Source organism: Aliiglaciecola aliphaticivorans (genome assembly GCF_054782055.1).
In genome coordinates, this window is record NZ_BAAGTF010000020.1 from 90,004 (window position 1) to 104,989 (window position 14,986).

The following is a 14,986-nucleotide window of genomic DNA, read 5'->3' on the forward strand; positions in this document are numbered from 1 at the left end:
GAATATCTGAGCTTTGGCGTTAAGGAATTATTTTTGAAAAAAATAAAAAATGAACAGCAGTTGCTTAAAATGGCCATTAGCGTAGGAGAAACCTATGCTAAGAACCGGGGCTTTGACGGTTTTAGCGAAACCATGGGCCAAAAAGAGAAAGTTGAAATTATTTACCGGCTACTCGTGAATGATAAATTAATTGCTTCCTTGGGAGAGGATTCAGAAGATTTACTCAGTATGAAGCATAGGTTGGCCATCTGGATAAAAAACAAATTACCCGCAGATCACGCGTTATTAAAATAGTTTTTTCGATTCTACAATGAATTGCTTTTTATTTTTAAACTGGACAGTTAAAAAGCATATTTTATAAACTAATTGTTTCATAATTAGCCAGTTAGAAAAAATCTCTAAAAAAGTATTTGACGAGGTTGGGGCAAGTGGGTAATATGCGCCCCCTCGAAGCGATGAGGTTTTATCGCAACGATTGTTCGGTGAGTAGCGCAGCTTGGTAGCGCACTTGGTTTGGGTCCAAGGGGTCGCAGGTTCGAATCCTGTCTCACCGACCATTTTTTACTTGTTCAGATTCGTAGAGCGTCCGTAGCTCAGCTGGATAGAGCACCCGCCTTCTAAGCGGGTGGTCGCAGGTTCGAATCCTGCCGGACGCGCCAGCGGAACGGTTGGATATGGATTTGATATCTGGGAATACTTTTTAATAATGTGTATTTGAGAAAAGTAGAAAAGAGTAAGCAGATAGTTATTTATCTGGCAAGTAAAAATAATTTAGTGTAAAAAGAGTAACACAGTGGTGGACGTAGCTCAGTTGGTAGAGCCCCGGATTGTGATTCCGGTGGTCGTGGGTTCAAACCCCATCGTCCACCCCACTTGCGGAAGTGGTGGAATTGGTAGACACGCTGGATTTAGGTTCCAGTGCTTCACGGCGTGAGAGTTCAAGTCTCTCCTTCCGCACCATTGTTAGTTATCTATCTCCCAGTATTATTCAAATAGTAGGCTCTATCCCATTAACGGGGGATCAGCTTTCATCTCGTTCTATTGAGGCTCTATCTTCAAAGTTAAATTCCTAAGTAACCAAATTCAAAACATCCATGGTCTGTAGGCGGTGGCTTTAGCCCTGCATTTATTGATATCAAATTCACGGCCTAAAGACCGTGCTACAGGTGTGGGCTCTATCCCATTAACGGGGGGGATCAGCCTTAACTTCTAATTTCTTTGTATATTTAAGTTTTCTGAGGGAATATCTAAATACAAACTAATCACCTGACCACCCCGCAATACACTAAACATGAGTGTTTGAGCTGTGGGTAATAAGGTTTGAACGGCCTCCAGCCCCTCATCAGTGGTAATATCGTTACCGTTAATCTTTTGTAGTACGTCGCCTTCTTTAAATTTTGCGTTTCGATATAGTTTAGGATTCAAACCTGGGAGCACATTAAAACCAGCAGATGGGTCATTGCGATCAAAAGGTGAAATAGTGATGATATGCTCCAGTAGTTTAGGTCGGTTACCAATGGATTTGGCAACGTCCTGAGGGTGAGTATTTTGATCATATCCTTCAGTCAGATTCTTGCTTGTGTTTGCTGCTAGATTATTTTCTTCAGATACCGTGCCCCTGAGTAATAATACTTCTCGCTGCCCTTCATTTAACAATATAACCCTATCGTTTCTAATTTCTTGTATTACTGCGTTAGTGTATGCGATTTGATCATTAACAAAATAAGTACGAACTTGTAAACGAGATTGGATGGTTGCTGAGGCCTCCATTTCCTCATCACTTGCCACAACTCCTATTAAAGAAATATTCAGAGGACTGGCTGGTAAGCCTTGCAAATCGACTTCGGGTGTTGCTGTCTCAGCATTGGGTAACTGCTCCATATCGGAGTTGTCAGATGTATTTAACAACTCACCTTTGACTTCCTCTGAAAGTTCAACTGGTTCGTGATCAGATGGACCAAACATGACATAGCACAACACGGCTATTGCAATGCAAAGGAAAGAGAGGATTAATTTACTATTACTCATGGGGTCAGCTCGTGAGTTTGATATTGTGTCATATCAGCAGGATACCCATCACTAGCCCTGTTCTCAATGCTTAATTTAATCCTCGTTTTAATCCACTAACGTTCATTTCTGCTCTTTTCTTAAAACCACTCAACCTAGCAGGTTTTGCTGATATTTAGCTAAGTCATGGATAGTTTCAGTCTGGTTTGACCGCACTACCTAGGTTTACGCAAAACAACATAGATTACTTTGGGTTTCTAAAATGAAAAGGTAATTTAATTAGACTAATATATGTGACTTAAATTATGACCATTGGTTTTTATTTTAATTCATATTTTAAGTTTGTTATTCATATTTTAAGTTTGTTATTCATATTTTAAGTCGTCTTTGGTCGATGATTGTAAAAATCATTTAAATACAACAAGTTAATTTGAAATTGAGAGTTGGCATACATTGTGCATTTAGGTGTGGAGAGATTAAAATTTATCCGAAGTGGAGTGATAAAATGAGTTTTTTTACAGATAAGAAAACAATGTTAGTTGGAGCCCTTTCCTTCATCAGCAGTGTTTCAGCAGTGATGCTGACAACTCAAGCCAATAGTAGCAGTGTGCCTTTCTTTACTGAATCAGGCAGTACACCACAAATGGTAGTAAGCCAAAACGTAGCAAAAGAACAAGCCTACATATTACAAGGGTTGGGCCGTGATGCTTTGGTATCCGCAGTTGAGCGCGTCGGCGGTGCAGTTTCGCGAGAATTTCCAATTATCAATGCTATTAGTGCCTACTTATCTGTTAAGCAGGCCGATGAACTAGCCAGTATTTCTGGTATACAGGTTACTGCAGATAGAAACGTGATGACTATGGGGAATGGCAATTCAGCCAATGCTGCAGGTCAATTAAAAAAATTCGCTATCGACAATAATATTGCCACTCAAACACAGGCAGATTTATTACATGAAAAGGGAATTACTGGAAAGGGCGTAACAGTTGCTGTTTTAGACAGTGGCACGTTAATGGGCGGCAGCCAAGGTAAATACCTATTACAGAATCAATATGAACGTTCACGCGCGTTTTATAAGTATGATGCAATTAAAAGTAAAAAGACACGGGCTTTAAACGATGATCAAAATGGTCACGGAAGCCATGTTACGGGTATTATTGCCAGTAGTCTCAAAACGGATGAAGGTAAATTTAACGGTATTGCTCCGGATGTGTATTTGTTGTCAGTTAAAGCCTTTGATGCTTCAGGTAATGGTAGCTATACCGATGTGTTAGATGGATTAAACTATATTTATCAGAACCGTAATCGCTATCGTATCCGTGTATTGAATTTATCTATGGGGGCAAGTGTACAATCAAACTATTGGAGTGACCCGATTAACCAAGCAGTAATGCGCTTATGGGACGCAGGTATTGTTGTTGTAACTTCAGTAGGTAATACAGGCTCGGATTATGCGACTGTGACCGTACCTGGAAATAATCCTTACATTATTACTGTTGGCGCACTGACAGATAGTTATACACCTGACGATTATAGCGATGATCGTATGACTACCTTCTCATCAAAAGGCCCCTCAGTAGAAGGCTTTGTTAAACCTGAAATTGTTGCTTTTGGTGGGCATATCGCTTCTAAAATGAACAAAAGCTTGTTGAAAAACAAAAATTTTGTAGAGTCTGAAACAGGTGAGGATTACCACCTGGTGTCTGGTACTTCACAAGCCGCAGCTGTGGTAACGGGTACGATTGCACTTATGCTGCAGTACAACTCTCGTTTGTCCCCTGATGATGTGAAATGTCGCTTAATTGATTCCGCTACAGCGGTAAAAGACCCTGCTACGGGTGAAAATTACGGACCTTTCACTCAAGGTGCTGGCTTAATTAATGCCTATGCAGCGGTGACCAGTGACGCTTTTGGTTGCGCCAACGTTGGTTTAGATCTTGAAGCTGATCTCAATGGAGTGGCACACTTCAAAGGCCCAGCTCGTGTGACTGAGCAAGGTCAGTTGTTATTAGCCCTTAACAATGGTGAATTTGTAGCAGAAGGGTCTATTTGGGACGGTAGCAGTACAATAGAAGGTTCAATTTGGGACTCTACTAGTAGAATTGAAGGTTCAATTTGGGACGGATTAAGTTCAATTGAAGGATCACTCTGGGATGGAAAAACAGCTCTTCAGGGTTCGATTTGGGATGGTTCTACTTCAATTCAAGGTTCAATTTGGGACGGAACTACAGCTATTGAAGGTTCAATCTGGGATGGTTCGACAATTCTCGAAGGGTCCATCTGGGACGGATTCTCAGTGTTAGAAGGTTCGATTTGGGATGGAACAACCTCACTTGAGGGATCGATTTGGGATGGCTTATCCAGTCTTGAAGGGTCCATATGGGATGGTACTACAGCGATTGAAGGTTCACTTTGGGATGGTTTATCATCGATTGAAGGTTCCATTTGGGATGCATTAACTTCCATTGAAGGTTCAATTTGGGATGGCAACATGTCTATTGAGTCTGTAGATCAAGCGTTGTTAGATGAATCAGTGGTAAACGATGATGAAGAGACCAACAAGCTTCTAGAAGTTGAGCTGGATTAATCTAATCTGTCCCTAAATCTATAATTAACAACCAAAGCTAAGCTGCATTCTTTGAATGCAGCTTAGCTGTTTTAGACAAAGAGTGTTAAATTTAGTTGCTCAAGTAAATTTGGACATCTAAAATGCTTCAGCCTTAATCAATTAGGATAATATGAGTTCATGAAGTCATTGATGCTAGTTAAACTTTTAACATTGCAAACAATGCTCGCTTTAATTGCTCTAGTCAGCACGTTTAATGCGGTAGCAGACAATGAAAACATTAAATTTCAGCGCATTACTCTAGATCAGGGGCTATCCCAAGAAAATATCCTAACCGCGTTTCAAGATTCCGAAGGTTATATGTGGTTTGGTACTCAAGAAGGACTAAATCGATATGACGGTTACCAATTTAAAGTATTCACTTATAGTCCAAGAAGTAAAGAGTCGTTAAGTTCTGATTGGATCTACTCGATAATTGAACCCCAGGAAAATATGCTGTGGATAGGGACGCGCAATGGCGTTAACGTTTTTAATAAGGGTACGCAATCCTTCAGCCACTATCGATATCGAGCAGGTGATAACAGCAGTATAAACTCTGATACAGTAAGAGTACTGTTTCACTCATCAAAAAATCAAATATGGCTGGGCAGTGACAAAGGGTTAAATATATACAATCCCGCAACCGATGATTTTACAAATGTGCCAATTACCCCTGAACAATCAAAGCAGGTTGTAATCCAAAGTATTGCCGAAGATCAGCAAGGTTATTTGTGGATTGCAGCCTCGGGTTTAGGCGTCGTAAAACTTGATCCCAATAGCTACCAAGTTTTAATTGATGCCACGGAAATGAACAATATTACTGGTATTCAATCTTCGCAGATAAAAACTCTCACCGTGGATCATCAACAAAGAATTTGGCTTGGCGGTGATAACGGCGTGACGGCGATCACGTTTTCGCAATTAGAGGGTGAAGCACCTGAGGTGTGGCGACCTGAAGCCTTATCGGATCAAAAAGTCAGCCATATATACCAAGATCGCAATGATCGAATTTGGTATGCAACCTCAGATGGGCTATTTAGGCTGGAAAATGACAAACGAACGTTTTTACATATCAAACCAGAAAAGCAAAATCCTTACAGTCTTTCTGATGGCAAGTTGACGTATTTATTTCAAGACCGCGGCAAGGTGTTTTGGGTTGGTAGTATTAAAGGCTTAAATAAGTGGAATACGGCGACGTCTAATTTTGATCATATTCGTGAAGGAGCGGATAAGTCGAAAAGCCTAAGTGGAAGTTATATCAATTCGTTCGTTGATGGTAAAGACAATGAGATATGGATAGGGTCAATTGGGGGCCTAGATAGGTTAAATGTGGAGACTGGGGATATTCAACATTTTGTTGCCAATGAAGAAGATGACAACACTTTGCGTAGCAATACCGTTATGTCACTTTACTCGGAAAATGGTAATGAGCTTTACATTGGCTATCAAGACCAAGGTATGAGCAAACTTGATACTTCCACAATGACGTTTACCCATTACCCAGCAGATAAAGCAAACCCCAATGCCCTTTCAGCGCAGGGTGTTACAGCGATTAAATCGGCAGGCAATAATAAACTTTGGATCACTACTTTCACTGGTGGCTTAAATTTATTCGACATTAAAGACCAAACTTTTACTCGCTATTTGTCAGATGATACAGACCTACAAACGTTAAGCAGTAATAGTTTGATGAGCGTTCACAAAGCGAATAATGGTTTGTTATGGATTGGTACCTGGGGAGCAGGTTTAAATATATTTAACCCTACAACTGGCACCGCTATGCGGATACCAAACGATGTTGATGATCCCGCATCCTTAGGCAGCCAAGAAGTGTGGACGATTTTTGAAGATTCTCAGGAAAACATGTGGATTGGAACAAGGGGCGCTGGTGTCGCAAAACTTTCTGCAGAGAATCGTAAATTAGGAAAATTTGAGTTTGAACGGATCTCTCGATACGAAGGTCTTCCAAGTAGCAGTGTCTTTGGCATTCTTGAAGACGAATCTGGATTCCTATGGTTAAGTACCAATCGAGGTATTAGTAAGCTAAATCCAGAAACATTTGAATTATTAAATTATGATAGTTCCCACGGACTTCAAGGTAATGAATTCAATAATGGTGCCTATTATCGTTCGAAAAGTGGCAAGCTTTATTTCGGCGGAACTAACGGGGCAACTTCATTTTATCCGTCACAAATCGCGCCTAATCAACATGTTCCTCCCGTTGTATTAACCAAGTTCCAGAAGTTAAATGAGGTCTTTTCACTAGACTCTTCTGGACAAAAAAGTAACCACATACAAATTTCTCACAAAGACTATTTGATTGCTTTTGAGTTTGCTGGGCTGGATTTCGCCTCTCCAACGAATAATCGTTATTTGTATAAATTGGAAGGCTTCGATAATAACTGGATAGAAGCGGGGGATATTCGCAAAGCGACATATACCAACCTACCGGCTGGCAGTTATATATTTCGAGTCAAAGCATCCAATAATGACGGTATTTGGAATGAGCAAGGTGCTAATGTGGCACTAACTGTGTTACCCGCGCCATGGTATTCATGGTGGGCTTATACCATTTATGGTTTGTTGGTTTTGGGAAGTTTATACCTTGTCTATCGTTGGTACATCAATAAGTTAGCCAAAGAAGCAAACTACCGTCACGAACTTGAATTAGAGGTAAAAAGTAGAACTGCTGAGTTACGCGAAGTTAATGAACAGTTGCTCAGTGCGAGCGTCACCGACCAATTAACTGGGCTGCATAACAGACGTTATTTAAATAGTATTGTTGAACAACAATGCGCTAGTGTTTTTCGTGATTTTGAGCAAGCTCTCAGCGCTGGGAAATTCGACGCAGACAGTGGACCAAGGCTGTTTTTCCTTATGTTTGATTTAGACGGATTCAAACCTATCAATGACACCTATGGGCATGATGCTGGAGATAAAGTCATTTGTCAGGTGAGTGAATTATTAAAAGCTGTTTGTCGCAAATCTGATACTGTAATACGGTGGGGTGGAGACGAGTTTTTAGTAATGGGCAGAGTTGAAGAGATAAAGGAAATTGAGCTTTTAGCTGAGCGTTTAAGAACAAAAATTGCTGATTATGGTTTTGACATTGACCTTAAGCAGAAAATGCATTTATCTTGTTCTATAGGGTATAGCACTTATCCATTTTCACATCATTACCCCGACTCTTTAGGTTGGGAGCAGGTGCATTTACTGGCAGATAATGCTTTATATAAGTCTAAAGAATCTGGGCGCAATCAATGGACAGGAATTATACAATCTAAAGAAATGCCACCAGTTGGAATTATGAATACTCTGACCCAAAATATCGAGAATGTAATTGATGAAGGTTATGTGCGAATTGTACAAGCCAACCTTACGAAAGATTCCAAAATTTTAGATATTAAATCTCGGCGCAGATAAAACTTCCTTGCCAACTTAGTATTTGTAAGCTCTGAACTATACCAAGATTGGCTTCAAGTTAACCTTGTGAGCAGGTTAAGCCCGTTGCGACATTCAAAATGTCAGTTGAAGATTAGACATTTTTAATGACTACTGTCTAATTCCCGTTTCAGTTTATAAAAAGTGGGTTCGCTTACCCCTAGCATTTCCGCGGCTTGTGCCATGTTATAAACAGGGGTGTGCAAAATGGCTTCTAAAACAAGCAGCTTTATCTTAGCTACGCAATTGGCAATGTGAATTTCTCCTGTGGCAATGGGCATCAGCACTTCACTTAACTGCTCCCACTTTGGCGGACGTTCTAATGAGCCATTATTCATGTCCTTTAGAATTCTATCTACTTTTCTACGCGCCGTACTTTGCGATATGGATAACCTGGCTGCGGTCAGTCGCATCTTACGATCCGTTGCCAGATAGGTTTTCAATATCAATTCATCTTCAATCCAAATTCCGTAGGGCGCATTGAAAAATTGAGGATGCTGCCCTGAGGTCGTAAGCAGGTGTTTGACTATTTCTAATAATTCCGAAAGATACAGTTCGGGGGTAAGGTTTTTCGAATCGAAACTATCGCTCTGCTGCAAAGCCGAGGTTGTTTGTGTTGAAACGTAAGCCGATTGCTCAACAGCAGCTGAGGTTATGCTTGATTTGTTCGGGAAATGGGACGCAAACGAGGTTTGCTGTTCTTGGGGGGGAAGTTTAGTTTCAGGCATAACAGCATGAGTGGCAGAAACGGCATGTCCATTTTCATGGATATTCAATAGTTCCCAATCAATTGTACTGTTTTCACTAAGTAATGTTGCTTGCATCAAGCGATTTTCTAGCTCGCGAATATTGCCTGGCCAAGGGTAACGTATCATTTTTTCGAGTGTTGCAGGAGCCAGGGTGCGTTTTTCCACCTTAAATTGTTCAGCAAATTTCTTTAAAAAGTGTGATGCTAACAAGGCGATATCTTCAACTCTTTCTCGCAGTGGAGGATTATGCAAGGTCAGCACATTTAATCGATAGTACAAATCTTTTCGGAAGTGACCTAGCTCCACTTCCTGTGCCAAATCTCGATTAGTAACCGCAATAATTTTCACATCAACATTGATGACTTTATTTCCACCAACTGGAGTGAAGTGCTTTTCTTGCACAAAACGTAACAGCTTAGTTTGCATATTGAGAGGGAGTTCACCAATTTCATCTAACACCAATACCCCCCCATTGGCATCTAGAACCTTTCCTGATGTGGTATTTTGAGCACCGGTAAAGGCCCCTTTTACGTGACCAAATAACTCAGACTCAATCAAGGTTTCAGGAATTGAGCCACAATCTACTATCACTAACGCTTTATCTTTACGGTTTCCCATTTGGTGTAGCGCATTAATGAGCCGCTCTTTACCCGTACCACTTTCGCCAGTGACTAACACAGTTGTGTCCGTTGTCGCTGCGCGTTTTGCATGGCGCATCAGGTTTTCCATGGCTTGAGAGCGATAAATAATACTACTAACCTGCAGACCTTCTTTAAGTTGGGCTAATTCATTTTGAAGTTGTTCATTTTGAGTTTCGAGTTTTCGATTGAGTTCCTCTTCCAAACGGCTTCTGCGCAACGCTTTTCCAAGTTGCCGAGTTAACCCCGACAAGAGCACTTTAGTATCGTGTTTAACTTCAAATCGTTGTGCATTTCCGCATATGAAAAAACAATCTTGCGTTTCGATTTCTAGGGGTAAAACTAATAAAAGTGCGTTGCCCATATACCGCTCAGACGGTTTTCGACTTTCTATAGCGACTTTTTGCATCTGTTTGATTTCAGCTAAAAATGCACGATCCTTGTTGCTTAAGGAAATTGCGTTATCGTCAGAATTTATTGAATACTTATATTCATCTTGGTCTTGTTCTGGTGTGCTAACAATGCCGGCACACATAAAATCGAAAGTTTGCGCTAAGCGCTGAACAACGCTTTGACACAATTGGGAAAAATTGTATTTATCTGCAATTAATGAAGATATATCCCACAATAACAACATGTTACGGTAGTCGGTTACTGTGTCTGCGGTAAAAATACCGCCGAGGTAATTAAACTGCTGCTGATACAAATTGAAATCATCTTTGTGCCAGGTAATGATGGATGGTTGATTTTCTTGCTGTGCAACTTTCAGTGCTTGATCTGCTCGATTTATCAAAGTGTTGGCGTTCTCATTTTCATCGTTTTGTTGTTGTTTGTGCTCGACAATTGCAGCACCTAAATCGAAAAGTAAGTTGATTGCTCCTTCTAAATATTGTTTTTGTTGTAAAGAGTTCTGTAACTTTTTTGCCAGACTGGCAACATCTGTGTGCTCATTAACGGGAAATGCAACGCCAAATAGCGCACCACCAAAACGGCATAAGATGTCTCCTTCGCGTGTAACATCTTTAAGGTTACTGGCAATTTCCTGAATGACATTATCGCCAAATTGGTGTCCAAATTTTTTGTTGATTTGATGGAAATCGATACAGTGAACCATCACTAAACCAACTGAATAGGATTGACTCAGCTGGGCAATTTTGTTTTGTAAAACCGGCCTCGAGCATAAGCTCGTTAGGGGGTCTGATAACAAATATAAGTAATCACTCATTAATTTACTTTGCATACCCGCTGCTACAATCAGTTGCTGCAAAGCCGTAAATCTATAATTCGATTTATCAAAATGGTTATCTGTTCGGCTCAACCAGCTAGGTAATCTTTGCCGAAATTCTATTTTTATAAAATAATATTGTTCACTATTTAATGCTCGTAAAGGTGCACGACGCGAGTGTGTTGGTTTCGTTGAGTTTGTGTCAGCATCGTTGTTACTACCGAAACTACTTATATCTGAAATAACAAGGTCGGAAACTTGAATTAATAAGCTAGTTTGATCTAACTGTTTGAACTGCAGTTCGTTGTTTTTAGATGATGGCAGTGTGTCAATATCGTTAAATAAACCAACTTCAGCGTTTGAAAGAGGAGAGGTAGGTTCAATTGAATCTGCTGATATGCGATCTGATTTCCAATTAAATTGGGGGTGAAACATACTAATATGTTGTGCTTCGGTAATCGTTAATATGCATCGTAAATGATGCAATAGCATATCTTTGGGATTCAAATTCGGCTCGAAGTATAGTCACTTTCTTGAAAATAATATTCCACATATTAAGACGTTATGCAATCAAGGAGGTGTTCCCCTTGAAATAAAGCCTTTGCTGAGGAAAAAGGCCCCTTTTCTAAATAAATTCAACACATATGCCAATGAGCGCATTTAAATTAATTTTTACCCTCGACTATACAACGCACAGCCTGTATACTGTCGCGTCTTTTTTAACCGAGGTGGACCAACTAGGTCCGCAAAATGCGGCAGTATTGGTATCTAAAGTAACCTGTTATTTTTACATTAAATAAGCACATTAAATTAATAGGTTATTTATCAGTTGCTGCGAGTTCGAATTACGCGTTGTGTGACGCATAGTTGAGGAATAATAATGCAAGTGTCAGTCGAGACGACTCAAGGCCTAGAACGCCGTTTAACCATATCTGTTCCTGCTGATTCTATTGATTCAGCAGTAAAGTCACGTTTACAGCAGTTGGCTAAAACCCAACGTATTAATGGTTTCCGCCCAGGTAAAGTGCCCGTCACCGTAATTAAAAAGCGCTTCGGCCAAGCGGTTCGTCAAGAAGTAGCTGGCGAAGCCATGCAACGTAACTTCTATGAAGCAGTGGTACAAGAAAAATTGAACCCAGCGGGTATGCCTAGCTTTGAATTGAAAAAAGATGTAGACGGTGAAGATTTAGAATTTGTCGCGTCTTTTGAAGTTTATCCTGAACTAGAAGTTCAAGGTATTGATAAAATTGAAATTGAAAAGCCAGTTGTTGAAATTAACGACAAAGATCTTGAAAACATGATGGAAACGTTGCGTAAGCAACATGCTGACTGGAAAGAAGTTAAGCGTAAAGCGAAAAAAGACGATCGCGTAACAATTAACTTTGTAGGTACTATCGACGGCGAAGAATTCGATGGTGGCAAAGCTGAAGACTTTCCGTTAGAGCTTGGTAAAGATCGAATGATCCCTGGTTTTGAAAAGCCATTGGTTGGCGCGAAGAAGGGCGAAGAAGTTGTTTCTAACGTTACTTTCCCTGAAGATTACCATGCAGAAAACCTTAAAGGTAAAGACGCTGAATTTACTATCACTGTGACTAAGGTTGAAGGCTTAGAACTACCTAAAGTAGACGAAGAGTTTGCTAAGTTATTTGGTATTGAAGATGGCAGTATTGAAGCCCTTCAAGTTGAAGTTCGCAAAAATATGCAACGTGAACTTGATCAGACCCTTAAAGCTAAGTTAAAAGAAGATGTGATTTCTGGTTTGCTTGAGCAAAATAGTATTGATGTGCCTAAAGCGCTTCTTGACCAAGAAGTTGACGCTTTGCGTGAACAGGCGAAGCAGCGTTTCCAACAACAATCTGGCGGCAACAGTGCAAACATGCCTGAACTACCGGCTGATTTGTTTGAAGAAAATGCTAAACGTCGCGTTTCAATTGGTCTAATTTTAGGCGAAGTTATCAAAACCAACGAAATTAAGGTGGATGACGCTAAAGTTGAGCAGTTAATTGAAACGACTGCTTCTGCATACGAAGATCCATCAGAAGTTATTGAGTACTACAAAACAAATAACGAATTACTTCAGCAAATTCAAAACGTTGCCCTTGAAGAGCAAGCCGTTGAATTGGTTCTGAGTCAGGCTAAAGTTAAAGAAGTTGACACCGCTTTTGACGATATCATGAACAAACAGCAGTAATTTAGGCCTTTGGTAATTGACTTCAATAGTCAGCACCTGATTAAATGCTCGGTAATTACCGAGCATTTTTATTTTTGAAGAATTAATTTTATGTTGAATAATCCAATCGATCCACTCAATGCACTTGTCCCAATGGTAGTAGAACAAACTGCAAAGGGTGAGCGTTCTTACGATATATATTCTAGACTGTTAAAAGAGAATGTTATTTTCTTGGTCGGTCAAGTTGAAGATCATATGGCTAACCTAATCGTAGCGCAGATGTTGTTTTTAGAAGCTGAAAACCCAGAGAAAGATATATTTTTATATATTAACTCTCCAGGTGGTTCTGTTACGGCAGGAATGGCCATATATGATACTATGAACTTTATAAAACCTGATGTAAGCACTGTATGTGTAGGACAGGCTGCTAGTATGGGTGCATTCTTATTATCAGGTGGAGCTAAAGGTAAGCGTTATTGTTTGCCAAATTCAAGGGTGATGATTCATCAACCTTTGGGTGGTTTCCAAGGACAAGCATCTGATTTTGAAATACATGCTAAAGAAATCCTGTCTATTAAAGAGAAGTTGAATCGTTTAATGTCTGAACATACTGGTCAGGATTATGAAAAAGTATCGCAAGATACAGATCGTGACAACTTTTTGAGTGCTTCTGAAGCTAAAGAGTACGGTTTGATCGACCAAGTGTTGACAAATCGAACAGATGCGCTAAATACCAAATAGTAAATTAAGTAGTATATCGTTTAGCCTATATCGTCAATATAGGCTCGTTAGTGAAACATGAAACGATAAGACGAAATGGAAGGGGCAATTGTTAAATGAGTGATAAGCAAAACACAGACGGCGACAACAAGCTATTGTATTGCTCGTTCTGCGGTAAGAGTCAGCACGAAGTGCGTAAACTTATCGCCGGACCTTCGGTGTTCATTTGTGACGAGTGTGTCGAGCTTTGTAACGATATTATTCGTGAAGAAATTAAAGAAATTTCACCTAAGAAAAAGCAAGACGCATTACCTAAACCAAAAGAGATACATACTCATCTGGATGAATATGTAATTGGTCAGGAACATGCTAAAAAGGTGTTATCGGTTGCTGTTTATAATCACTATAAACGACTGCGAAGTGGTGATGTTCACAATGGCATCGAGTTAAGTAAGAGTAATATCTTGCTTATCGGGCCAACAGGTAGCGGAAAAACGCTGCTTGCTGAAACACTAGCAAGACTATTAGACGTGCCGTTTACTATGGCTGATGCGACTACCCTAACTGAAGCTGGTTATGTGGGCGAAGATGTTGAAAACATTATCCAAAAGTTATTGCAGAAGTGTGATTACGACGTGGAAAAAGCCCAACGTGGCATCGTTTACATTGATGAAATAGATAAAATATCTCGTAAGTCTGATAATCCTTCGATTACCCGTGATGTGTCAGGGGAAGGTGTTCAACAGGCATTGTTAAAACTAATTGAAGGTACAATTGCTTCCGTTCCGCCTCAAGGTGGACGTAAGCATCCACAACAAGAGTTTTTGCAAGTGGATACTTCAAAAATCTTATTTATCTGTGGTGGTGCTTTTGCAGGTCTAGACAAAGTGATTGAACAGCGAGCAGCAGTGGGTTCAGGCATTGGTTTTGGCGCGACAGTCAAAAATAAAGACGACAAAAAAGCAGCCAGCGAACTATTCAAAAAAGTAGAACCTGAAGATTTAGTTAAATACGGACTGATCCCGGAATTTATTGGTCGTTTACCTGTACTAACCAGTTTAGAAGAGTTAAACGAAGAAGCCTTAATTCAAATTCTTCAAGAGCCTAAAAACGCGCTAACTAAGCAATATGGTGCGTTGTTCGCAATGGAAGATACTGAACTAGAGTTTCGTGAAGATGCCTTGCATGCCATCGCTCACAAAGCAATGCAACGGAAAACAGGTGCACGTGGTTTACGCTCTATCGTTGAGGGAGTGTTGTTAGAAACCATGTATGATTTACCGTCGATGACAGGTGTTAGTAAAGTCGTTATCGATGAAACGGTGATCAAAGGCGAATCTAAACCGATTCTTATCTACGACAGTGGCGGCGATAAAAAAGCTGCATCAGAATAACGTTATTTTAATACTAAAGGCTCTTCGGAGCCTTTGT

Annotated in this window: 8 protein-coding genes and 4 tRNA genes; 10 read left to right on the forward strand and 2 right to left on the reverse strand. The window is 40.2% G+C overall.

Translation table 11 applies throughout. From position 1 onward, the window contains the following. Window positions 1-33: 33 nt before the first annotated feature. From ACYVIL_RS12100 to ACYVIL_RS12120, 5 genes are all read left to right on the forward strand, one after another. Window positions 34-294, forward strand: a complete 261-nt coding sequence (locus tag ACYVIL_RS12100) for a DUF5062 family protein (protein ID WP_303474429.1) — start codon at window positions 34-36, stop codon at window positions 292-294. Window positions 295-480: 186 nt separating this feature from the next. Further along, window positions 481-557: transfer RNA gene (locus ACYVIL_RS12105), tRNA-Pro, on the forward strand. Between the two features lie 25 nt (window positions 558-582). Beyond that, window positions 583-659, forward strand: a tRNA-Arg gene (locus ACYVIL_RS12110). A 137-nt stretch (window positions 660-796) separates the two neighbouring features. Then, window positions 797-872 (forward strand) — tRNA-His (locus tag ACYVIL_RS12115). A gap of 3 nt (window positions 873-875) precedes the next feature. Continuing rightward, a tRNA-Leu gene (locus tag ACYVIL_RS12120) sits at window positions 876-960 on the forward strand. A gap of 249 nt (window positions 961-1,209) precedes the next feature. Here the strand turns inward: ACYVIL_RS12120 and gspC are convergent. Further along, window positions 1,210-2,028, reverse strand: a complete 819-nt coding sequence (gspC, locus tag ACYVIL_RS12125; protein ID WP_303474428.1) for a type II secretion system protein GspC — start codon at window positions 2,026-2,028, stop codon at window positions 1,210-1,212. 484 nt (window positions 2,029-2,512) lie between these two features. On the opposite strand from gspC, the gene ACYVIL_RS12130 reads away from it, so the two are divergent. Both ACYVIL_RS12130 and ACYVIL_RS12135 read left to right on the forward strand, forming a co-directional pair. Further along, complete coding sequence (locus ACYVIL_RS12130; RefSeq protein WP_460312594.1) at window positions 2,513-4,594, forward strand: S8 family peptidase; 2,082 nt, start codon at window positions 2,513-2,515, stop codon at window positions 4,592-4,594. 171 nt (window positions 4,595-4,765) lie between these two features. Further along, window positions 4,766-8,035, forward strand: coding sequence for a ligand-binding sensor domain-containing diguanylate cyclase (locus tag ACYVIL_RS12135; protein WP_460312595.1), 3,270 nt, complete (start codon window positions 4,766-4,768; stop codon window positions 8,033-8,035). Window positions 8,036-8,157: 122 nt separating this feature from the next. Here ACYVIL_RS12135 and ACYVIL_RS12140 read toward each other — a convergent pair whose 3' ends face one another. Further along, entirely contained in the window at window positions 8,158-11,151 is a 2,994-nt protein-coding gene (locus tag ACYVIL_RS12140; RefSeq protein WP_460312596.1) for a sigma 54-interacting transcriptional regulator, read from the reverse strand. 394 nt (window positions 11,152-11,545) lie between these two features. Here ACYVIL_RS12140 and tig point away from each other — a divergent pair, with 394 nt between their 5' ends. From tig to clpX, 3 genes are all read left to right on the forward strand, one after another. Beyond that, window positions 11,546-12,856, forward strand: a complete 1,311-nt coding sequence (gene tig / locus ACYVIL_RS12145) for a trigger factor (protein ID WP_460312597.1) — start codon at window positions 11,546-11,548, stop codon at window positions 12,854-12,856. Between the two features lie 90 nt (window positions 12,857-12,946). Next, the gene (clpP, locus tag ACYVIL_RS12150) at window positions 12,947-13,576 is read left to right on the forward strand and encodes an ATP-dependent Clp endopeptidase proteolytic subunit ClpP (RefSeq protein WP_303474423.1); all 630 of its coding nucleotides are present in this window, start codon (window positions 12,947-12,949) and stop codon (window positions 13,574-13,576) included. A 95-nt stretch (window positions 13,577-13,671) separates the two neighbouring features. Further along, window positions 13,672-14,949 (forward strand): ATP-dependent protease ATP-binding subunit ClpX, encoded by a 1,278-nt coding sequence (gene clpX, locus ACYVIL_RS12155; RefSeq protein WP_460312598.1) that lies wholly within the window; start codon window positions 13,672-13,674, stop codon window positions 14,947-14,949. Window positions 14,950-14,986: the final 37 nt, after the last annotated feature.